This is a genomic window from Streptomyces sp. NBC_01515 (assembly GCF_045040345.1).
Taxonomy (GTDB): Bacteria; Actinomycetota; Actinomycetes; order Streptomycetales; family Streptomycetaceae; genus Streptomyces.
Genome location: NZ_CP109416.1, coordinates 530,621 through 553,345 on the forward strand (window position 1 = coordinate 530,621; position 22,725 = coordinate 553,345).

Sequence of the window (22,725 nt, forward strand, 5' to 3'; positions counted from 1 at the left end):
TCAGGACCGTCCGGCGGACCGGGACAGGGCGGCACGCGTTTCGGGCGGGCCGGCCGCGAGTGCTGCGGCGATCGCCGATATGTGGGGTTCCGCCACGAGTTCGTAGTGGGTGGCGTCGATGTGGTGGAGGCGGTAGGGGCGGGGCAGATGGGCGTCCCACGCGTCCGGCTCGGTCGGTTCGGGGGTCAACAGCCCTTCCTCTAGCGGGCGTTGGGCCAGCCACACTTCGGCGGGCGTCCGGTGCAGTCGGGGCAGCCGGTGCTCGGCCATGGCCGCGAGGTTGGTGCGGCAGCAGTGCGCGAGACGCTCGGCGTAGGCGCGGCCGGACTCCGGCAGCCGACCGCCACCGTTGCCGCTCAGCTCCCGGGCGAACACGGCGTCCACCTGCTCCTCGTCGTAGGCGGCGAGCTGCTGTCCGGCACCGGGTGGCGGCGGATCGAGGAGGTGGACGGCGTCGACCGGGCGGCCGTCCGCCTCGGCAAGTGCCGCCATGGACAAGGCGGTCCACGCTCCGAACGACCAACCCGCCAGACTCAGCCGGGAGTTGGGGTCGGGGAACGCGGCGCGCACGGCTTCCAGGTAGGCGACGGCGCGGTCGGCGATCGACCGGGCGGGCTGCGCCGGGTCACGCAGTGTCGGGTCGGCGATCAGGCAGACCGTCAGTTCGTCGGGCAGCGCCGCCACCAGGGGGCGGTAGGCCTGGATGTCGCCGCCCACCGGATGCACCAGGCACAGCACGTCCGGGCCCGGTCCGCGCTGCCACACCTCGACGTCCACGGTGGCTGACGCGCGCGTGCCGGTGTCGAGGTGGCCGAGGATCTCGGTGAGGCTCACCCGGTGGCTGAGCCGGGACAGGTCGATGTCGGTGCCGTAGCGGCGTTTCACCTCGTCGATGAGTTCGAGCAGGGTGAGCGAGTCGGCGCCCAGGTCGTACAGCGGCGCCTGCGGGTCGATCGTGTCCACGCCGAGGAGGTCGAGCAGGATCTCGGTGAGGTCGGCCGTGGGGTCGGCGGGTGCGGGTCGCGCGGAGGGCACCGGCCCGGGGTCGGTGAGCGGCTCGTGTTCGTAGAAGTAGGGGGCCTCCGTCAAGGGGGTGGTGTTGACCAGCAGGTGGGGCAACTGCAGGTGCAGGACCCGCTCGAAGACCGCGGCGCCGTCCTCGGGGGTGAGCGCCGCCTTCAGGTGTTCCTGGTGTCGGGCGTCGGTGGCCAGGGCGTCCTGTGCCATGCCGACGTCCCGCCAGGCGTCCCAGCCGATGCTCATACGGACGGTGGCGTCGTCACCGCCGGCAGGCGCGTGGTGGGCGTAGGCGTCCAGGCAGGCGTTGGCCGCCGCGTAGTCGAACTGCCCGACTCCCCCGAACCGGGCGGCCATTGACGAGCAGTAGGCCGCGTAGTCGGGGTCGTGCTCGGCGATGACCCGTTCGACGAGCAGGGCGCCGCGCAGTTTGGCGGCCGTGGCGCGGCGGGCGGTGGCGGGGTCACGGCGGGCGAGGAGCCCGCCGGCGGCCGTGCCCGCCGCGTGGACGATGCCGGCGAGCCCGTCGAGGTGCGGGGCCAGCCGGTCCACGATCGCGCTCAGGTCGTCCGTGGCGAGGTCGGCCCGGACCAGGGTGACGCGGTCCCGGTGTGCGAGCAGGGCGGCCGGGATCTCCGTTCCCCGGGCGACGAGGACCACGCGGTTGCCGGGGTGTTCCAGAAGGCGTGCGGCCAGGGTGGCGCCGATGCCTCCCGTGCCGCCGAGCACCAAGTGGGTTCCGGGGGCGGCCGATCGGACCGCGGGCCGCGGGGTGTGCGGGACCGGCACCGGCTGGAGGGTGCGTTGCCACCAGAAGCCGTCGCGCAGGGCGGTCGCCGGTTCGGTGACGGTGTCGTCGAGGAGCAGGTCGGGCAGGTGTGCCGCCCAGTCGGCCGGGCGGGGTCCGGGCAGGTCGGTCCAGCGCAGGGTCACGCCCAGTTCCTGCCTCGGGACTTCGAGAGCGGCGGCGAGGAGGCCCGCCTCGGGAGTGCGGACGGGGCCGGTTACCGGCTGCGCCCCGTGGGACAGCAGCCGGACGCGGGGCCGTTGGGCGTCCGGGACGTCGGCCAGGGCGCGGGCGAGCGCCGCGACGGTGTCGAGGCAGGCCCATTGCGCCGCCTCCAGCGCGTGGTCGTCGAGGCTGCCGTCGAGGGCCAGCGGCAGCGCGTGCAGCCAGTCGGCTCCAGGCCCGAACTCCGCCAGCAGGGCGGCGAGTTGTCCGGAGTCGGCAGGGTCGGCGGCGTAGCGGTTCTCGTCGAGGCGGGCGAAGCTCTCCGCGGCGCGGACGGTCACCACCCGGGCGTAGTGCCGTTCCAGGAACCGCCACGTTCCGCCGCCCGCGTCCGGTGCGGTGACCACGACGGCGGTGCGTCGCGGTTCGTGGGCGCCGGTGCGGGCGCGGCGCAGGCGTGTCCACACCGGCTGGTGCAGCCACTGGTCGGCGGGCAGTCGCCTCGGTCCGGTCGGCGGTGAGGGTGTGCGCGAGAAGTCGTACTCCGCCGTCTCGAAGGCGGGCGGTGGGAAGTCCCAGGGGGCGCCAGCTGGACCCTGCGGCCATATGAGGGTGTGTCCGGCGGTCCAGGCCTCGGCGAGGGCATACCCGTCCTGGTCCTGGGCCGACAGCCCGGCTCGCGGGTGCGGCGCGGTGACCTCGCCCATCGCGTCGAGCCATGCGACGGCGGAGCCGGCGTCCGGGCAGACGGCCGCCGCCCGGTGGCCGAGCTGGGGTCGGCCGGCCTGGAGGTGGCGCAGGACCTGCGGATAGGTGTCGGGGCGCGCCCTCAGGTAGGCGGCGATCCGACGGCCGTCCGCGCGGACGGCGGAGGCGGAGCCGGCCGACAGCACCAGGCAGGGCATCGTCTCGGACGGAGCGGATCCGTCCTCCCCCGACTGCGGTCGTTCCAGGAGCACATGGGCGTTGGTCCCCCCGATGCCGAAGCTGCTGACCGCGGCGACGCGCGGCACGTCCTGCGGCCAGGGTTCGGCGGTGACCGGTATGCGGAACGGCCCGTCGTCGATCTCGGGGTTGAGCCGGTCGAAGTCCGCCGTGGGCGGGACGATCCCGTGGTGCACGGCGAGCACGGCCCGCACCAGGCCGACGACGCCCGCGGCGGCGCCCAGGTGCCCGATCTGGCTCTTCACGGAGGACAGCGCGACCCGTGCGTCGTCCGCCAGTCCGTACGCCTGGCGCAGGGCTGCCGCCTCCACCGGGTCCCCGAGGCGGGTGCCGGTGCCGTGGGCCTCCACATAGCCGAGGTCGGCGCCGCTACGGCCGCTGCGGTGCAGGGCGGTACGGATCGCGGCGCGTTGCCCGGCCAGGGCGGGGGCGCTGTAACTGAGCTTGTCCGAGCCGTCGTTGTTGATGCCCGAGCCGGTGATGACGGCGTAGACGGTGTCCCCGTCGCGGCGGGCGGCGGTGAGCGGCTTGAGGACGACGACGCCGGTGCCGCTGGCCCCGACGGTGCCGGCGGCGTCCGCGCTGAAGGGCCGGCAGTGGCCGTCCGGCGAGAAGATGTGCTGCGGCCGGTAGGTGTAGCCGTCGGTGAGGTCGGCGTCGACGAGGACACCGCCGACGAGCATCACGTCGGCGTCGCCCTGCCGGAGCAGACCGGCGGCGACGTGCACGCCGACGAGTGAGCTGGAGCACGCCGACTGCACGGTGAAGGCGGGGCCTGTCAGACCGAGGTGGTAGGCGGCTTTGGTGGCCAGGAAGTCCTTCTCGTGGTGGAGTGCCAGCCGGAAGGTGTCGGGCAGTTCGGCGGGGTCCGACTCGCGCAGCAGGTGCTGGAAGTAGGTGTTCTCCCCGCAAGCGGCGAGGAGTCCGACCCGGTGTGCGGCCGGGTCTCCGATGCCGGCGTGGGCGAGCGCCTCGACGCAGTTCATCAGGAGCTGCCGCTGCTGGGGGTCCATCAGCCGGGCCTCGTGCGGGCTGATCGTGAAGCGGCCCGGGTCGAAGGTGAACATCCCCGCCAACTGGCTGCGGGCGCCCACCCGTTCGTCACTCGTCGGGAAGTGCTCGATGCCCCGGCGGCCGGAGACCACCAGGTCCCAGAAGGCTGCCAGGTCGGGGGCGCCGGGCAGTCGTACGGCCATCCCGATGACGGCGATGGGTTCGCCGGCCCGCTCCGCCGCCGGTCGCGGCGCGTCGGGGGTGAGCGGGGCGGTGGCCTCCGATGCCCGTTCCTCGATGAGACGGGCCAGCGCGCGGAGGGTGACATGCTCGAACAACTCCGGTACGGCGAAGGGGAGATCGCCCTCTCCCGCGCAGCGGAGCTGGAAGCGCATCAGGTCCAGGCTGGTGGCGCCGGCGTCGAAGAACCGCTGTTCCACGTCGATGGTCCTGCCGGTGACCGTTTCGAAGAGCGCGGCCAGCCGTCCTTCGAGAGGTGACCGGGTCGGGGTGGTCGCGCCCGCCGGGCGCAGCTCGCGGCCCTGGGCGGTGAGCGCGGCCGTACGGTCCACCTTGCCGCTCGGTGTGCGCGGCAGTTCTGTCAGGCGGCGGAAGCGGCCGACGCGGACGTAGGCCGGCAGCAACCCGGCGAGGTGGTCCGCGAGTTGTACGGGGTCGGGGTCGCCGCCCCGGCATTGCAGGCAGGCCACGAGCCGTCCGTCCGCCACCGTCGCGACCGCGTTGGTCACCCCGGGGTACTGGAGCAGGGCGGCCTCGACCTGTCCCAGCTCCAGCCGGTGGCCGCCGAGTTTGACCTGGCTGTCGGCGCGGCCCGCGTAGTGCAGGAGGCCCTGCGCGTCGAAGCGGGCGAGGTCGCCGGTGCGGTAGAAGGTCCCGAGGCCGGGGTCGTCGGTGAAGCGGTCGCGGTGCGGAGTGTCGTCGCCGAGGTAGCAGCGACCCGCCATGAGGCCGCCGATCAGCAACTCGCCGGTGGCGCCCGGCGGGACGGGGTGGCCGCCGCCGTCGACGACCCGCAGGACGGCGTTCGCCACCGGACGTCCGATCGCCGGGCGCAGCGGCCAGCCGGTGGGGTCGCCGTCGAGGCACAGGCCGCTGACGACGTGGGTCTCGGTGGGGCCGTAGTGATTGAACAGCCGGGCGTCCGGCAGACCGGTGAACCAGCGGCGGATCGCGTCGGTGCACACCAACTGCTCCCCGGCCGTGACGACTTCGCGCAGCCGGGACGGGAACTGCCGGGTGCGCACGCCGTGTTCGGCGAGTAGTTGCAGAGCGACGTACGGCAGGAAGATCCGCTCCGCTCCCCCGGTCTCCAACTCCCGCAGGAGGGACGGGACATCGTGCCGCCAGGCGGGCTCCACCAGGCGCAGCCGTCCGCCGGAGCACAGGGTGGTGAAGATCTCCTGGAAGGAGACGTCGAAGGACAGCATGGAGAACTGCTGGGTGGCGGCGGGCCCGCGCAGGCCGCCGTCGACGCGCTGCCAGGTCAGCAGGTTGCACAGCGTCCGGTCGGGGACCTGAACACCTTTGGGGGTGCCGGTGGAGCCGGACGTGAACAGGGTGTAGAGCGGCCGCAGCCCCTGGTGCGCGGGCAGTCGGGGCCTTGCGGTGGGGGCTTCGGCGAGGGTGAGGAGGTGCCGGGGCAGGGACGGTGGTGCGATCGCGTCGAGGATGTCCTCGTCCTCGGGTGCCACGAGTACGCACAGGGGGTCGGCCTGGTCGAGCACGTGCCGGAGCAGGGGCGGCGGGTAGGCGGGATCGAGGGGGACGACGGTGAGGTTGAGCCGTGCCGACGCGAGCAGCGCGACGATGTGTTCGGCGGAGGGCTGGAGGTAGAGCGCCACGGCGGCCGCGGCGGCGGGATCGGCCGGGAGGCGGGTGCTCAGCACGGCCGCCAACTCCGCTGCCTGGGCGTCCAGTTCGGCGTAGGTGAGGGTCAGCTCGCCGGTGGTGACGGCCGGGGCGTGCGGGGTGCGGGCCAGCTGTCGGGTGAAGCCTTCGGCGACGGTGGTGAAGTCCGGTGTCCGCGTGGGGCCTTGGCCGTGCTCGGGCAGGGAACGACGGTGGGCGGCGACCAGTTCGTGCAGGGTGACGTCGGTGTCGTCGGTCAGATGGTCGAGGGCCTGGCGGAAGAGGAGGGCCGCGGCTTCGGCGCGTTCGGCGCCGATGTCGTCGCGGTACTCCCAGAGGCAGTCGAACCCGCCCTCGTGCTCCACCACCGACAGGGCGAGGGCGCACTTGGCGCCCAGCGGCTCGGGCCACAGGGGGCGCACCTCGCAGCCGTCCAGGCGCAGAGCCGAGAAGTCGGTGTTCTCCAGGACGAACAGATAGTCGAACAAGGGGGTTCGCTCGCGGAAGGCGCGGTCCGCGAGGATGTCGGCGAGGGCGACCTCCTGGTCCCGCAACACGGCGTGAACGGCGTCGGAGTGGGCCGAGAGATGGGCGTCCAGTGAGCGCTGCGGCTCCATCGGCAGGTCGAGGAGCACGGTGTTGGCGAACATGCCGACCGTGTCCGCGAATTCGGGCCGGGGCCGGTTCGCCACCGGCGTGGCGATCAGCGGACGGTCCTGCCCGGTCACGCCGTACAGGCTCGCGGCGAACGCGGATATCAGCAACTGGAAGCGGGTCAGGCCGAGTTGGGCGGCGCGGTGGTCCAGTGCGCTGCGGCGGACGAGGTCGAGCGAGGTGCGCAGCAGGCGGGCGCGTGGCGCGTCGGGGACCGGCAGTGCGGGTGACGGTTCGCCGTCGCGGCCGTAGTGGGAGCGCAGTCGCGCGCGGCGCTCCTCGTAGGCAGGGCTCGGGTGCCAGGCGCGCTGCCAGTGGGCGAAGTCCAGGGGTGTGTGGGTCGGACTGTCGGCGGTGCGGGCGTCGGTGAGGTCGCGCAGGATGAGGTTGAGCGACCAGCCGTCCACGGCGACGTGGTGCAGGTGCAGCAGGAGCAGTCCGCCGTCCGGTCGGGTCACCCAGGCCGCCCGGAACATCCGGGCGTCGGCGAGGTCGAAGCGGTGGTCGAAGAACCGGTCGGCGGTGTCCTGCCACTCCTCGCCGGGGTCGGCTTCGAGGTGGTGCCAGGGGTCGTAGGGATCGCCGGTCCGCTGGAGGAGTCCGTCGGGGGTGGGGACCAGCCGGGTGCGCAGGGCCGCGTGCCGTTCGACCAGCGTGCGCACCGCGCTGTGCAGGGCCACCGTGTCGACGCGGCCCTGGACGCGGAAGGCCAACGGCACGTCGTAGGAACGGTTTTCGGGCTCCCGCTGGTGCAGGAGCCAGAGGCGTTCCTGCTCGCTGGTGGCCGGTGCGGTCGCCTCGCCGGAGGGGGCGGGCACGGCGGGGTGTTCACCGGCGGCTCTCTCCGGGGCGTGGACGGCGTCCGCGAGGGCGGCGAAGTCCGCCCGCAGGACGAGGTCGTGCGGCAGGTCGACGGCGAAGCGGTCGAGGATCTCGAAGCGGAAGCGCAGCGCCTTCAGCGAGTCGCCGCCGCTGGCCGCCCAACGGTCGCCGGGACGCAGGCCGTCGACGGCGAGGATGTCCTCGGCGATCTCCAGCACCCGGCGTTGTTCGGCGCTGACGGGGGTGTCGCCTTCCGGCGTACCGCGCCACGGGCTGGGAGCGTCGCGCAGCAGGGCGGCGCGGTCGACCTTGCCGTTGGCGTTTCGCGGCAACTCGGCGACGAGGTAGGTGTGGTGGGGACGCATGTAGGAGGGCAGGGCGCCGGCGAGGTGACGGTCGTAGGCGTCGTAGGAGAGGTCGTCGCCCAGGACGAGGAAGGCGAGCAGTTCGCTGCGGTCCGCGTCGTCGCGGCGGGTGCACACGTAGGCCTGGCGGACGGATGACTGGGCCAGGATCTGCCGCTCCACCTCGCCCGGTTCGATCCGGAAGCCGCGCACCTTGACCTGGCGGTCGGCCCGGCCGACATAGGTGATCCGGCCTTCGGTGTCCTGGCGCACGAGGTCGCCGGTGCGGTACCAGCGCCGGTCCCCGCCGTGCGGAACACGTACGAAGCTGCGGCCGGTCTGCTCCGGGAGGTTGCGGTAGCCGCGGGCCAACGCCGGTCCGGACAGCAGGAGTTCGGCCACCTCGCCCGGTGCGGCGGTGCGGTCGTCCTCGGTGCGCAGCAGCACGCCGGTGCCGGGCAGCGGGGTGCCGATGGGGACCGTGTCGCCGGCGAAGTCCCGTGGGATGGGGTGGCACAGGGCGAAGGTCGTCGCTTCCGTCGGCCCGTAGATGTTGTGCAGGACGGTGCGGGCGGCGGAGTTGGTCCGGTACCAGCGGCGGATGATCCGTGCGTTGAGCTGTTCGCCGCCGACGAGGATCTGCCCGATGGTGGCGAACGAGTCGGGCAGCTGCTCGACGACCGCGTTGAACAGCGCCGTGGTGATGAAGAGGATGTCCACGCGGCGCTCGCGGAGTACGGCGGCCAACCGCTCGGGTCGCTGCACCTGCGTGTCGTCGAGGACGACGCACACGCCGCCGGTCAGGAGCGGGACCCACACCTCGAAACTGAGCGCGTCGAAGGCGGGGTTGGCCAGGCAGGCGAAACGGGCGCCGGGCCGGAGGTCGAGGTAGCCGGGCCGGGCCAGCCGCAGTACTCCCTCGTCGGTGACCTCCACGCCCTTGGGGTGTCCCGTGCTGCCGGAGGTGTAGAAGACGAAGCCCGTGGAGGTGTCGGCGGGGTGTGCCGCGGAGACGGTGGGCAGGCCGGAACCGTCACCGCCCAGGAGCGAGTGGACGTCCAACACGGCGAGATGTACGGGCAGTTGGCTCCCTCCGTTGTGCACTACGGCGACGGCGTCCGAGTCGTCGAGGATGTGCCGTTGCCTGTCGGGCGGGCTGAGGCGGTCGAGGGGGACGACGGTGGCGCCGGCGCGGCGGATGCCGAGCATGACGCAGACCAGTTGCCAGGAGCGGGGCAGGCTCACGGCGACCGCGTGTCCGGGGCGAACTCCGGCCGCGCGCAGGCGCGTTGCCACTCGGCCGCTGGCTCGTTCGAGTTCCGCGTAGTCGAGGACCCGGTTGCCGTCCTCGACGGCGACGGCGGTGGGGATGCGGCGAGCCTGGCCCAGCACGGCCTCCGCGAGGGAGACGGACCTCATAGGGACCGGGGAGACTCTGTGGGCATGACGGAGGTCCATCACGCCTCCCGTATCGGCAGAGCCAACTGGGCGCTGTGATGGGCCAGTTCGGCGGCGAGCAGGGTACCGACCTGGGCGGCTCCGACGCCCTCCAGGATCTCCCAGTGGTCGCACTCCATCGTCTCGACGCGGTAATCGCCCTCGGCGCGGCGGCGCCAGAAGTCGCGGACCTCGGTGTGAAAGGGGGTGTCGTCGCCGTCCGGTACGGCCTGGGCGAGGACCAGGCGCGTCGGGGAGGCGGCCGGGAGGTGTTCGCGGGCGGTGAGCCGGTTGTGGTTGTAGAGGTGGAAGTAGCGGTCGACCTGGGCGTCGTCGATGCCGGGATACATCCCGTTGAACCTCACGAGTTTGTCGCGGAACTCGGCCGCGTCGACGGCGCCGATCTCCGCCCGGGCGGACGCGTCGTCGGTGGCCTGGGTGTCGAGGAGGACGACGCTGACCGCACGGTGTCCGGCGCGGGCCAGGAGACGTCCCATCTCGTGGGCGACGAGGCCGCCGTAGGACAGGCCGGTCAGGACCAGGGGTGCCCCGTCGAGTGGTTCCAGCAGACGCAGGTACGCCTCGGCCATGGCCTCGACGCTCGGCAGGAGGGTCTCGTCCGGGTTCACTCCCGGCGACTGGATGCCGTAGAGCCCGACGGTCTCGGGCAGGAGGGCGGCCAGGGGCAGGTAGCAGAAGGCGGTGCCGCCGGCGGGGTGGACGCAGACCACGCGCGGGCCGGTGCCGGAGCGGAACTCGATGAGGCTGCCGGGTGCGCGGGCGGTGCCGTCCTCGCGCAGCAGCGCGGCCAGCGACTCGATGGTGGGGCGGGTCATCACCTCGCCGACCGGAAGACGGCGGCCGAAGGTCTCGGTGACGGCGTGGGCCATCTTGATGGCCGACAGTGAAGTGCCGCCGATCTCGAAGAAGTTGTCGCTGACGCCGATGTCGGGGTGGAGCAGGATGCGCTGCCATATGCGGTACAGGCCGTGTTCGATGTGGTCGCGTGGGCTGGCCGTGTTGACCTGGTCGGAGGTCGACTCCTGGGCCAGGCGCAGGAGTTGGGGCCGGTCGAGTTTGCCGCTGCGGTTGAGCGGCAGGGCGTCGAGGTCGAGGAAGACGGCGGGGATCATGTAGTCGGGCAGGCGTCGGGCGAGGGCGGTGCGCCAGTCGTGGGTGCTGCGGGCCGGTGCGGTGCCCCGGCCTATACCGGCGACCAGACGGGGCTGGCCGGCCTGGTCGTGGTCGACGAGGACGGCGGCTTCACGGACGCCGGGCAGGGACATGAGCGCCGCTTCGACCTCCGCGGGTTCGATCCGGAATCCGCGGAGTTTGACCTGGTCGTCGGCGCGGCCCATGTAGTGCGCCTGGCCGTCCGGCAGGCGGCGGGCGAGGTCTCCGGTGCGGTAGATCCGCTCGCCGGGCACGAACGGGTCGGGCAGGAAGCGTTCCTTGGTGAGGTCGGGGCGGCCCAGATAGCCGCGCGCCAGGGAGGCTCCGCCGAGGTACACCTCCCCCGCCACACCGGGCGGGACGGGTTCCATGCGGCCGTCGAGCACGTACATCCGGGTGCCGGGCAGCGGGCGGCCGATGGGGCAGGGCCGTTCCAGCGGGCGGGGGTCGTAGTACGCGGTGCTGTAGAGGGTCGCTTCGGTGGGACCGTAGCCGAAGCAGATCCGCAGGCCGGGGAGGTCCTGTGTCATGCGGTGCAGGGCGGCTTCGGTGAGCGACTCGACTCCCGTGAGCAGCGTGCGCAGTTGGAGCCCGCGCAGTCGTACGGCGGGGTCCTCGTCGATCCACTTGACGTAGGCGGGTGGCAGGAACGCCTGGGTCACCGCGTGTTCACGCATCCACGCCAGCAGGGCCTCGGGGTCGCCGCGCAACTCCTCGGGGACGATGTGCAGTTCGCCGCCGGTGGTCAGGGGCAGCAGCAGTTCGTGGATGGAGGCGTCGAAGCCGATGCTGGACCAGGCGGAGCCGACCTCGCCGGGGGCGGTGCCCATGCGGGTGTGCCAGGTGGCGAACAGGTTGAGGACGCTGCGGTGTTCGACGGCGACGCCCTTGGGCCGTCCCGTGGACCCGGAGGTGAAGATCACGTAGGCCAGCCGGTCGGGTGTGTGTCCGATGTCCGCGAGCGGTCCCTGCCGGGTCGCTCCCTCGGCCTCCACCGCGCTCAAGTCGAGCCATTCCGGCGGGCGTTCGGCGCTGTCGTGGTCGCTCAGGACGACGGGGCAGGCCGCGTCCTCGACCATGTTCGCGAGGCGTTCGGCGGGCTGGCCCGGGTCGAGCGGGAGATAGGCGGCTCCTGCCTTGAGGATGCCCAGGATGCCGACGGCCAGGTCGCGGGACCGTGTCGCGTGGAGGCCCACGACGTCGCCGGGGCGTACGGACCGGGCGGCGAGGGCGTGTGCGAGGTGGTTGGCGCGGCGGTCGAGTGCCGTGTAGTCGAGGGAGCTGTTCCGGTCGACGACGGCGGTCCGGGTGGGGCGCTCGCGGACCTGGGCCTCGAAGAGTTCGACGAGCCCGGACGCCGTACGCAGGACGGTTTCCTCCGGGTCGGGGCGGACGGCGGTGTCGGGTCGCGTGGCGTCACCGTCGAGCAGCACTCGTTGGCGTTCCTCCGGCTCCATCAACTGCAGGGCGCGGATGTCCCGTTCGGGATGACGGACCATGTCCGCGAGCAGATGCCGCAGATGTCCGGACCAGCGCTGGGCAGTGGCCTGGTCGAGGAGAGCCGTCGCGTAGTCCAGGTGCCCGGTGATGCGGCCCTCGGACTCGGTCGCCGACAGCGCGAGGTCGAACTTGGCCGGCGCCTGCGCGATCGGCAGCGGCTCGGCCTCGACTCCCGGCAGGTGCAGCAGATTCCGCCGGTCGGGCTGCCAGGCCAGCATGGTCTGGAACAGCGGGGTGCGGGAGGCGCTGCGCGGCGGGTTGACCAGTTCGACGATGCGCTCGAAGGGCAGGTCCTGGTGGGCGAGGGCCTCGCGGACGACGGCGCGGGTTCGGGTGAGCGCCTCGGACGCGGTGAGGGAACCGGACAGATCGATGCGCAACGGCAGGGAGTTGACGAGGAAGCCGATGAGACCTGCCGCTCCCGGGCCGCGCCGGTTGGCGAACGGGCTGCCGACAACGATGTCTTCCTGCCCGGAAAGGCGCGACAGGAGGATCGCCCAGCCGGCCAGCAGAGCCACGAAGGGGGTGGCGCCGTGCTGTCGGGCCAGGCCGCGGAGCCCGGCCGTGACGTCGGCGTCGACGGCGAACTCGGCCCGGCCGCCGTCGTATTGCTGTTCCGTCGGCCGTGGACGGTCGAGGGGCAGTTCCAGGACGGGCGGCGCGTCGTGCAGCGCGCGCTGCCAGTACACCTCCTGGTCGCCGAGTCCGCCGCCGAGGACGGCTTGGCGCTGGGTCCGCACATGGTCGCTGTACTGCACCACCAGCGGCGGCAGGGGGTTCGGGGCGTCTGCCGCGAACGCCTCGTAGAGATGCCCCAGTTCGTCCATCATGACGTTCATCGAGACGCCGTCGTAGATGCTGTGGTGGAACGTCAGCAGGAGTACGTGGCGCTCGGGCCCCAGGGCAAGCAGACGACCGCGTCCGAGCGGGCCTGCTTCGAGGTCGAACGACCGCCGTGCCTCGTCGAGTTGGCGGGAGGACACACATGCGTCGCGGTCCGGGCCGGGGATGTCGGTGAGGTCCTCGAAGGCCAGGGAGAATCCCGCGCCCGGCGGGTCGACGTGCTGGCGCACGTCACCCTCCGTGGCCACGAGCCTTGTCCGGAGCGTCTCATGACGGTCGGTCAGCGCGTCGAAGGCACGGGACAGTAACGCACGGTCGAGCGGGCCGGTCAGCGAGAAGGCGATCGTCTCGTTGTACGCGGAGTTCGCGCCCGGCAGTTGGGCCAGGAACCACAGCCGCTGCTGGGCGAAGGACGCGGACAGGATGCGGGGCACCCGTCCGGTGTCGCCGACGGAAGCCTCGGTGGACGCGCATGGAGTGGGGACAGAGTGGGGGATGTTGTGCACCGGCGGTACCTGGCCTTCCCATCGGTGTGGGGCTGGGTGACATCGGGCGCGACAAGCCGGGATCACCGGACTGCCGACGGTCCGCAAGAGGGTGCGCCCGCCGTCGGACGGGCTTCGCGGGGGGGGGCAGGGCCGACGAACGGGGGGTACTCAGGGCGCCATCGCCCCGGAACACTCATCGACAGAAGGGGGGAATGTCAGGTCGCCGACGAAGGGGCAAGCACACGGGGCGAGGCGGCCGAAAACGGACCGCTGATTAGATGAATCGATTCCCGAAATCGCTGGCCAATTACCTGGTCACATCGCTTTCTTACTCACGAGGATTTCCTCCCGGAACTCCGTGACACAGTCGTAATCATCGATCACGGGCTCAGCACCTGTCAATACTCGACATTCCGCGACACTTCACATAACACCCACACGGAAAAAGAGTCCCATGAAATTCACATACAGGAAGAAAGGTTCCACAACGTCGCCTGAACCCGCTTTACGGACTCTTCCGCTCTTCTTCCTTCGGCACGGCGTATCCGGGCACAGAAGGCCACCGCAGGGTCAGCACCACGGACTCCTCCTCCGCGGCCCAGGAGTGATCCACGCCCTGCCCCCAGACGACATAGTCGCCCTGCCCTTCCAACAGCACGCTGCGACCGGGGAACTCCATACGGAAGCGGCCCGAGATCAGCACCAGGAAGGTGGTCCGCACCTCGCCCTTCACCCACTGCGCCCGCTGTTCGCCACGTGGGTGAACGCCCCACTTGACCTCCACGGCATCGCTGTGGCGCGGACCGCCCTGTTCCTTGAAGTGACCGAGCAGCCACCCCCGGTCCAGTGCCGCGTCCTTGCCCGCATTACCCACGTACACGCCGTCTTCCATGCGGCGGAACGCTAGCAGTCGACCACTGGGCGTCGGGCCCATCAGGGACGCCGGGTCGTCGGACCCGGTTTCGTCAGCGGTCCCGCGGGGGAGCCTGACCCGCTGGTGCCTATCCACAGTTGGGGCAGGTTATGCCTTTCTCCTCGGCCCATACTCGGATCCATGACCGGTAAATCACAGCTCGGGGACTTCCTGCAGGCGCGGCGCTCCCAACTGCGTCCCGAGGATGTCGGTATGCCCACCTACGGGGAGCGTCGGCGGGTGCCTGGTCTTCGGCGTGAGGAGTTGGCGCTGTTGGCCGGCGTAAGCGCCTCGTACTACACCCGGTTGGAACAGGGGCACTCACCGAGCGCCTCGCCCGAGGTGTTGGACGCGCTCGCCGGGGCGCTGCGGCTGGACGAGTCCGAGCGGCGGTACCTGCACGACCTGGCCCGGGTGGAACGGCCTCGCTCTCGGGGGCGGCGGCCCGGGCCGGAGCGTGTGACGGAGGCGATGGCTCAGTTGCTGGACCTGCTGGCGAACGCTCCAGCGCTCGTGCTCGGCCGGCGCGGTGACGTGCTGGCGTGGAACCGCCTGGGTCACGCACTGTTCGCCGGACACCTGGATCCCGGCGCCCCTGAACTGTCGGCGCGGCGCCCCAACATGGCCCGGCTGGTGTTCCTCGACGCGCACACCCGTGACCTGTACGCGGACTGGCAGGGCAAGGCCAGGGCGGTCGTGGGGAATCTGCGCCTGGTGGCGGCCCGGCATCCGCAGGACACGGCACTGCACGCGTTGCTGGGCGAACTGAGCGCGAAGAGCGGTGAGTTCGCGTCCCTGTGGGCCGACCATCGGGTCAAGGCGTGCACCGTCGCCACCTATGGGATGCGGCACCCGCTGGTCGGCCAACTGACCGTCGTACAGCAGACCTTGAGCCACGGGCCGGGCCCCCACGTCGTGGTCGCCACCACGGAGGCGGGCTCGCCCTCGCGGGCCGCGCTGGCCCTGCTCGCCCAGGCCGTCACCCGAAGTACCGTCCCTGCCGAGCCACCTCGGTCGGGGGCCCGAGCCGACGCCGACTGACGTCGCACACCGCCGGCTGACGCTCAGCCGGCACCTCTGCGTACCCGTCCCACCCGGACACGGCCGACGATCGGCCGCCTCTGGGCACCGTCCCGGGAGCCGCACGGCCCCGGGCAGATCCCGTCCACTCGTCCCCGGCGTCGGCGCGTTGCCGCCGTATGCCCGAAATCCAGTGAAAGAACCATGTTCAAGAAGCTCTCCACGTCCGCCCTGTCAGCGGCCGTCATTGTCGCGGCCGGTGCCGCGGCGCTCACCCCGACATCGGCGTCGGCCGTCTCCTCCCCGCTGAGCGGCGCGCGGACCGCCGTGCACTTCGACCTGGCCAAGGGGCAGACACCGGAGAACATCGCCCTGGCACCGGGCGGCTCCGCGTACGTCACCTTCGCCGAGAGCCGCCAGATCGCCGAGGTCTCCCCCAAGGGCGCCATCCGGATCCTGGCCACCCTGCCCAAGCCCGCTGACGGGGGCGTCCACACCCCGGTCCTGGGATTCCCGCTGACCGTCGGCATCGTCCGCGCCCACGACGGCACCCTGTACTTCCTCTACGCCACCGGCACCCCCGACCTCACCGGCGTGTGGCGCCTGCGCCCCGGCGGGGAACCGCAGCGGATCGCCGCGCTACCGGCGGACGGCCTGCCCAACGGCCTGGCACTGGACCCTCGCACCCACATCCTCTACGTCACCGACTCCGTGCGCGGCGCCATCTGGAGCGTGCCCACCACCGGCGGTACCCCCACCACCTGGTCCAGCGCCCCCGAACTGGCCTCCACCGGATTCCTGGGCGCCAACGGCCTGAAGATCCACAACGGCGCGGTCTGGGCAACCAACCTCGACAAGGGCACCGTGCTGCGCATCCCCATCCGCCGGGACGGTGGCCCCGGCAAGGTCCGGACCGAGGCCACTGGTCTGCCGGGGATCGACGACTTCGCCTTCACCGGCCACGGCGACCAACTGCTGGCCGCCCTCAATGGCCCGAGCGAGGTCGCCCTCGTCCAGCCCGACGGCACCCACTCCACCCTGCTGACTGCGGCCGACGGCCTGCAGAACCCCACATCCATCGCCCTGCGCGGCGACACCGTCTATGTGCTGAGCGCCGCCTACGTCACCGCCAAGGACCCCAACCTGATCCTCGCCCGCCTGAACGACTAGCCCCGCAGACAGAGACAGGCCCGGGGCCGACCGTGCCCGCGGACCATTTCCTCCCGGACCTGCCCGAGCATGCGGGGCAGGTCCACCGGCAGCCGCTCGAACTCGGCCGTCTCGGCACCGGTGCTCCGCACAGCGGGCACTCGGCGGATCGCTATGACCGAAAGCCACACATTCTCCAGGCCGGGCCGGCCCCACTCACCGGAGGGCGTCTCGCAGGAGGTTCGCGGCCACCGTCGCTCCGTCGGTGCGGAACCTGCCGCTCGCATCCTCTGCCCTCGCCCGGGTCTCCGGTGCCAGAGCCGTCTTGAACGCGACGTTCAGCGACTCGGTGGTCACCGTCGCGCTGTCGAGTGCCGCGCCGAGATCGAGGTCCGCGACCCGGTCGGCCCAGTAGGGGTTGTCCGCCAGTTGGAGAGGCACCACCACTTGCGGCGCACCGGCCCGGGCGGCGGTCAACGTCGTGCCCGCGCCGCCGTGGTGGACGACGGCGGCCACCCGGCCGAACAGACGCTGATGGTTGACCTCACCGATGGCGAAGCAGTCGTCCTGTCCGTCGACCAGGTCCAGTTCCGCCCAACCACGGGAGACGAGTACGCGGCGGCCCTGTGCGCGGATCTCCTCGACGGCCCTGCGGGCGATGTCCGGCGACGGGCTCATGCTGCCGAAGCCGACGTAGACCGGCCGTGTGCCCGCGTCCAGGAACGTCACCAGATCGGCCGGGAGCGGGCGTTCGTCCGGCAGGGTCCACGCACCGGTCTGTGTCACGTCGAGGCCGGGGGTCTCCCGCCACGGTCCCAGGACCGGGTCCGCCGCCAACCACGGCCGATCGCTGTAGACGTGGTCGCGGACGTTGTTCACCGGTGCCAGATTGAGCGCTGCCCGGTGGTTGTTGAGGGGCTCGGCGAACTGAGCGTTCACGTTGTCGGCGTCGCGTTCCCACCGTGTCCGGTTGTCGTCCGCCGCCGACTCCGGCCAGCCCGGACGCGGTGGCGGCGCGTGGTGGGGCGACGGCAGGTTGACCGCCGAATAGCTCACGTACACATAGCGGATGCCCGCGGCCTCGGCCACGGACCGCGCGGCGATCTGCGCCAGGCCGGCCGCCACCAGGACGTCACATCCGTCGAGCGCCGCGGGGAAAGCGTCGAACTGCGCGCCGACCATCTCGGTCCGGTACCGGGACAGATCCGCCTCCGACGGCAGCGTCGCCCCACGCATCACCTCCCGCACCGGTGGCCCGACCGGCACGAGCCGCACCCCGAGACCTGCCAGCCGCTCCGCGAACTCCTCGTCGGGCGGGGCGCACATCCGCACCTCCACGCCCAGCGCCCGTAGCCGCACCGCGAGTGCCACCAGCGGTTCGACATCGCCGCGCGTTCCGTACGTGGACAACAGCACCCGCATTCCGCACCCTCTTTCGTTCTGGCTTCTCCTGCCATTCGGCCCGTGCCCGCCCGGACTTCGAGCCGCACCCGCTCCGGCGACGGGTCGGCCGGATCGGGTGCGGCTGCAGTGTACGGCGTGCACGCTCAAGTCAGGTCCCCCGCAAAGGAGTTGGAACTGCCGCGCACAGGCGATGCGGGCGCGACTGCGGCATTGCCAGACCGAACTTCGTTTACCGGTGGGCGGTCTTGTGCCGCTCATGGGCCAACTCGACTGTTCCGACGCCGAGTTCCGCCTCCGACGGCAGCGGCGAATACCTACCGGTCCGCGTGGGGACAATCTCGTCGATCAATGCTCCGCGCGCTCTCGCGTGGAGCCGTCCTCGATGGCTACGGTGAGCGCCGGCGTTCCTTCCATACCTATGGCGCGTATGGAGTCGGCCCTGGATCGCCCGTACCCGTACCCGGCGAAATGCGCAAGGTTCCCGATCGTCAACACAATCTGAGAGCCACTTCATGCAGAGTTCGTCCGCGCCCGTCCCTGATGTTTCGATCATCCTGCCCTGCGCCGGATTCGCGACGCGCTTCGGTGCGCCCTACTCGAAGGAGCTGCACTGTCTGGCTCCTGGGGTCACCGTGCTGGACCGCAGTCTGGAGGCCGTTGTCGAGCTGGCCAAGAGCGGGCTCAACGTGCGCCTGGTCGTCGTGTTCGGGACGCACAAGCTGGACACGGTGAGTTACCTCGCGCGCTACGCCGAGATCTTTCAGATGGTCTTCGTATACCAGGACCAGTCGCTTGAGCCGGATCTCGACGGCGCGATCCGGTCCGCCCTGCCGATGACGCACGGTCCGGTGGCCCTCGTCCTGCCCGACATCGTTGTCTCCGGCGCGGGCAGCGCCGGCGTTCTTCTCGCCGCACTGCGACAGACGGAGGTGGCGGGGTGGAGCGTGGTGGCCGCCGAGGAGCGCGACCCCGACACGCTCCGCCAGATGGGCGCGCTGGCCGTGGCCCAGGGGGACGACGTCTCGACAGTCCGGGCGGCCACCGACAAGCCGTCGGACCCGTCGGGCTTCAACGCGTTCTGGGGCATGGTGGCGGCCACCGAGGAGCAGGCGCACCGGTTACCCGACGTGGTGGGCAAAGGGTCGGACAGTCCCCTGGCCGGTGCGGTCGCCCTCGTCGTGGAGCGAATCGTCAACTACAACACCACCACGGGCTGATTCCCCGGGCGCCGACCAGGACAGAGACGGTCGGCGCCCCGCCCGCGCGGTGACAACTGGCGTGATACAGGACGCTGTCGGATCGGTGCCCGGCAGGATCGGCGCCTGCCGAGTTCACGTTCGACAAGCGCACCTCATGCAATACGACAGCAGTCACCCGCCCCGGAACCAGCGAAGACAGGTGTCAGCGTGGTGACCATCCTGCGGGACATCACCGCGATGGACGGTCAGGGCCTGCTGCGCCGGACCCGCGGCGGCGCGAGCGTGGAGCCGTCGGCACTCTTCGAGAGCAGCGTGACCGTACGGCTGGAAAGCCAGGCCGCGGCCGAACAGGCCATCGCCCGGGCGGTTCTGCGGTACGTGGAACCGGGGCAGGCGATCATGCTCGACGACAGCGCCACCGGCATCAACCTCGCCCGCCTGCTGCGGGACACCGGCCCCGCCACGGTGATCAGCAGCTACCTGCCCATCATCCGTGAGCTGAAGGGCGCCCCGGGAATCCGCCTGATCGGTCTCGGCGGCATCTACCACGAAGCCGGCGACGCGTTCATCGGCGGTATGACGGTCGACGCCATCCGCGGCCTCTCCGTGGATCTCACGGTGCTCTCGACGTCCGCCACCACGGCCGGGACCTGCTACCATCAGACCCAGGACACCGTCTCGTTCAAGCGGGCGATGATGGATGTAGCGGCCGAGCGGATCCTGTACGTCGACCACACCAAGTTCGAGCGCCGCGCCCTGCACGCCCTGGCCCCGCTCACCGACTTCGACCTCGTGATCGTCGACGAGAACACCCCGAAGTCGGTCCTCAAGGATCTCCACGACCGCCAGATCACCGTCGAGGTGGCCAAGGCGGAATGACCGTCCGCCCCTGACCGGGAGACCGCGTCAGGATCTGCGCACATGCTGCGGGCGTCAGCCCCGAGGGCAGCACCCGCGGCACCGGATCCCGACCAGCTCCGGACACCGGTGCCAGGCGATCCGTCACACCCCGGGAGTGTCCCGCGTCCCCGCCCGGACGACCCGCTCGTCCGGAATCACCGCGACGCCCAGGATCTCGATCATCGCCTCCGGCTGCCAGAGCGCGGTCGTGCCGATCCCCGCCATCGCCGGATACACCGGCCCCGCCAGCTCGCGCCAGACCTTCCCGATCTCCTTGCCGTGCGCCTGGTAGTCGGGGATGTCGGTGAGGTAGATCGTCAGGCTCACCAGGTCCTCGGGGATACCCCCCGCCGCCCTCAGCGTGGTGAGCACGTTGCCGAACGCCTGCCTGAACTGCTCGACGATGCCGCCGGGGACGATCCGCATGTCCGCGTCCAGGGCCGTCTGTCCGCCCAGGTACAGCGTGTTGCCGCTGAGCGTGCCGTGCGAGTAGCCGCTCGGGGTGGGGAGCGAGGGCGGGTTCACCGGGATCGGAGTCATTGCTGGTTGCTCCTCGGATGGATCGGACGGACCGGATGAGCCGCACGGACCGGATGAGCCGGATGAGCCGGACGGACCGGACGGGCTGACACAGGCAGCCTAACTCATCTATTGACTGTTTTCGACGGTCGTGAAAATCTCGCTATAACGCAGCCCGGCCACTCCGGGCATCCCGGTCGCTCCGGCCACCGCCACCACCCCGAGGGAGTACGCCCATGAAGCTCGCCACCGTGGCCCACGGAGGCCGCACCACGGCCGCCGTGCTCGATGGCGACCGCTGGCGGGCGCTGCCGGCCGACGACCTCTCCGCACTGCTGACGACCACCGAGCCCGACCGCATCGCCGGCCTCGCCGGGTCCGAACTGCGCGGCGCCACCCCCGTGTTGCCCCTGCCGTCCCCCCGCAAGGTCGTCTGCTGCGGCCTGAACTACGCCGACCACATCACCGAGATGGGCCGCGAGCTGCCCGCACACCCCACGCTCTTCGCCAAGTACGCCGACACACTCACCGGCCCCGAGGACGACCTGGTCCTCCCACCCGGCCTCGACGTCGACTGGGAGGCGGAGCTGGCAGTCGTGGTCGGAGCCGAACTCAGGAGCGCCGACCGGGACACGGCCGACCGCGCGATCGCCGGATACACGGTCGCCAACGACATCAGCGTCCGGGACTGGCAGAAGCGCACGCTGCAGTGGTTCCAGGGCAAGGCATGGGACCGCACCACCCCGCTCGGACCGGTGGTCGTCACGCCCGACGAGCTCGACCCGGTCACCGGCGTCGAGGTGATCTGCCGGGTCAACGGCGTCGAGCGGCAGCGCGGAAACACGAGCACGCTGGTGTTCGACGCCGCCGATCTGCTCGCCTACGTCTCCACCTTCACGGTCCTGCGCCCCGGCGACATCGTGCTCACCGGCACCCCCGGTGGCGTCGGCTCGGGCATGAACCCGCCGGTCTTCCTCGCCGACGGCGACCTCGTCGAGACCGAGATCCCCGGTATCGGCACCCTCCGCAACCGCTTCCGCCTCACTGACTCCCGCCTCGCCGACTCTCCCCTCACCGACTCCAGGAGCTGATCATGGAACCCGATTTCTCCAAGTACGTCCTAGAGGGCGACAACTCGTTGTACGCCAACGAGTCCGGCCTGGTCGTACCGGTCGTGACGCGCGGCGGTCTGGAGGTCGGCGCCACCGGCCAGTCCGACGGCGCGACCCGGATCTCCGGTGTCTCCGTGCAGCACACGCCGGCCACCAAGCTGTGGTTCGGGAAGGTGAGCAACGAGTCGGGCTACCGCTCGGTGCCCCACCACCACGGCGAGGCCGAGACCGGCGGCTATGTCCTCTCGGGGCGGGCCCGGATCTACTTCGGCGAACGGTTCGAGGACTACCTCGACCTCGCGGAGGGCGACTGGGTCTTCGTCCCGCCCTTCATGCCGCACGTCGAGTGCAACCTCGACCGCAACAACCCACTCACCTGGATGACGACCCGCACCCCGGAAAACATCGTGGTCAACCTCGACGAGGTGGCCGACGCCGACCTGCGCGACTGGATGGACCGGCCGTGAACGACATCCAGAGCACCAGCTCCGACCCCCGAGCCGCCGGCGCCGACTCCCGGACCACCGACACCGACGTCCGCACGGACGCCCGCTCCGCCCCGACCTCGGCGATCTTCACCGACGCGATCGCGCTCACCCCCGTCGAGCCCGAGCACTTCGACCTCGCCTTCACCGCGACCACCCAGCCCTGCCCCTGGCCGAAGGCCTACGGCGGTGACATGGTCGCCCAGGCCACGGCCGCCGCCATGCGCTCGGTCGAGGGCAAGACGCTGCACTCGATGCACTCCTACTTCCTGCGGCCGGTCGACATCGGCGCCGAGGTCCGTTACGAGGTCGAGCTGCTGCGCGACGGCCGCGGCTACGCCACCCGGCAGGTCCGCGGCTTCCAGAACGGCAAGCCCGTCTACACCTGCCTCGCCAACTTCGCCGCGGGCGAGCCCGGTGCCACCTACGCCGCCGAGCCCCCTGTCGGCGTGCCGGATCCCACCGAACTGCCCAGCTCAGCCGCGTACTTGAGCGACACCGCCGCACCCCGGGGCACGATGACCGACACCTCCGAGGAGTACTGGAGCGGCGGCCGCAGCTTCGACATGCGGCACGTGCCCGGACCCGTCTACCTCACGGTCGAGGGTGAGCGTGTACCCCAACAGGCCGTGTGGGTACGGCCGTTCGACACCCTGCGTCCCGTCGACGGTCTCACCGACGAGCAGCGCGACCTCGCCGCGCTCGCCTACGTCTGCGACTACACGATCCTCGAACCCGTCCTGCGCGTACTGGACTTGCCGTGGGCCCTGCCCGGACTCGTCACCGCGAGCCTCGACCACGCCATGTGGTTCCACCGGCCCGGCCCCATGGACGGCTGGCTCCTCTACGCCCAGGAAGCCGTCGCCGCCGACGCCGGTCGCGGCCTCGCCGTCGGCCGCTTCTTCACCCCCTCCGGTACCCACCTGGCCACCGTCGTCCAGGAAGGCCTGATCCGCAGCTCTTGATTCCCACGCAGCTCCTGATCCC

The 22,725-nt window shown here is 71.4% G+C and carries 12 protein-coding genes; 7 read left to right on the plus strand and 5 right to left on the minus strand.

The genetic code is table 11. The annotated features are described in order from the left end of the window. The 3 genes from OG407_RS02025 to OG407_RS02035 all read right to left on the minus strand — a co-directional run bounded on the left by OG407_RS02025 (position 1) and on the right by OG407_RS02035 (position 13,929). Positions 1–9,015, minus strand: coding sequence for an amino acid adenylation domain-containing protein (locus tag OG407_RS02025; protein WP_405854376.1), 9,015 nt, complete (start codon positions 9,013–9,015; stop codon positions 1–3). 38 nt (positions 9,016–9,053) lie between these two features. Then, on the minus strand, positions 9,054–12,983 hold the full coding sequence (locus tag OG407_RS02030) for a non-ribosomal peptide synthetase (RefSeq protein ID WP_405854378.1): 3,930 nt from the start codon (positions 12,981–12,983) through the stop codon (positions 9,054–9,056). 559 nt (positions 12,984–13,542) lie between these two features. Beyond that, positions 13,543–13,929, minus strand: coding sequence for a signal peptidase I (locus OG407_RS02035; RefSeq protein ID WP_403597283.1), 387 nt, complete (start codon positions 13,927–13,929; stop codon positions 13,543–13,545). Positions 13,930–14,091: 162 nt separating this feature from the next. Here OG407_RS02035 and OG407_RS02040 point away from each other — a divergent pair, with 162 nt between their 5' ends. Next, a complete protein-coding gene (locus OG407_RS02040) occupies positions 14,092–14,991 on the plus strand; it encodes a helix-turn-helix domain-containing protein (RefSeq protein WP_405854380.1) in 900 nt (299 codons plus the stop codon). Between the two features lie 183 nt (positions 14,992–15,174). Continuing rightward, positions 15,175–16,140 carry an SMP-30/gluconolactonase/LRE family protein gene (locus OG407_RS02045; protein WP_405854382.1) on the plus strand — a complete coding sequence of 322 codons (966 nt, stop codon included), beginning with the start codon at positions 15,175–15,177 and terminating at the stop codon, positions 16,138–16,140. A gap of 195 nt (positions 16,141–16,335) precedes the next feature. Here OG407_RS02045 and OG407_RS02050 read toward each other — a convergent pair whose 3' ends face one another. Continuing rightward, entirely contained in the window at positions 16,336–17,541 is a 1,206-nt protein-coding gene (locus OG407_RS02050; protein ID WP_405854384.1) for a glycosyltransferase, read from the minus strand. Between the two features lie 494 nt (positions 17,542–18,035). On the opposite strand from OG407_RS02050, the gene OG407_RS02055 reads away from it, so the two are divergent. Together OG407_RS02055 and OG407_RS02060 are read left to right on the plus strand one after the other, a co-directional pair. Then, positions 18,036–18,740, plus strand: a complete 705-nt coding sequence (locus OG407_RS02055) for a hypothetical protein (RefSeq protein ID WP_405854386.1) — start codon at positions 18,036–18,038, stop codon at positions 18,738–18,740. 189 nt (positions 18,741–18,929) lie between these two features. Then, the gene (locus OG407_RS02060) at positions 18,930–19,601 is read left to right on the plus strand and encodes a DeoR/GlpR family DNA-binding transcription regulator (protein WP_405854388.1); all 672 of its coding nucleotides are present in this window, start codon (positions 18,930–18,932) and stop codon (positions 19,599–19,601) included. Between the two features lie 123 nt (positions 19,602–19,724). Here OG407_RS02060 and OG407_RS02065 read toward each other — a convergent pair whose 3' ends face one another. After that, positions 19,725–20,162 carry a RidA family protein gene (locus tag OG407_RS02065; RefSeq protein ID WP_405854390.1) on the minus strand — a complete coding sequence of 146 codons (438 nt, stop codon included), beginning with the start codon at positions 20,160–20,162 and terminating at the stop codon, positions 19,725–19,727. Between the two features lie 215 nt (positions 20,163–20,377). Between OG407_RS02065 and OG407_RS02070 the strand changes: the two genes are divergently transcribed. Genes OG407_RS02070 through OG407_RS02080 form a run of 3 tightly spaced genes read left to right on the plus strand, consistent with a single transcriptional unit; the run spans position 20,378 to position 22,703 of the window. Continuing rightward, positions 20,378–21,232, plus strand: coding sequence for a fumarylacetoacetate hydrolase family protein (locus OG407_RS02070; protein WP_405854392.1), 855 nt, complete (start codon positions 20,378–20,380; stop codon positions 21,230–21,232). 2 nt (positions 21,233–21,234) lie between these two features. Further along, entirely contained in the window at positions 21,235–21,720 is a 486-nt protein-coding gene (locus tag OG407_RS02075) for a cupin domain-containing protein (protein WP_403597328.1), read from the plus strand. Next, entirely contained in the window at positions 21,717–22,703 is a 987-nt protein-coding gene (locus OG407_RS02080) for an acyl-CoA thioesterase (RefSeq protein WP_405854394.1), read from the plus strand. Before OG407_RS02075 ends, OG407_RS02080 begins: the two co-directional genes overlap by 4 nt. Positions 22,704–22,725: the final 22 nt, after the last annotated feature.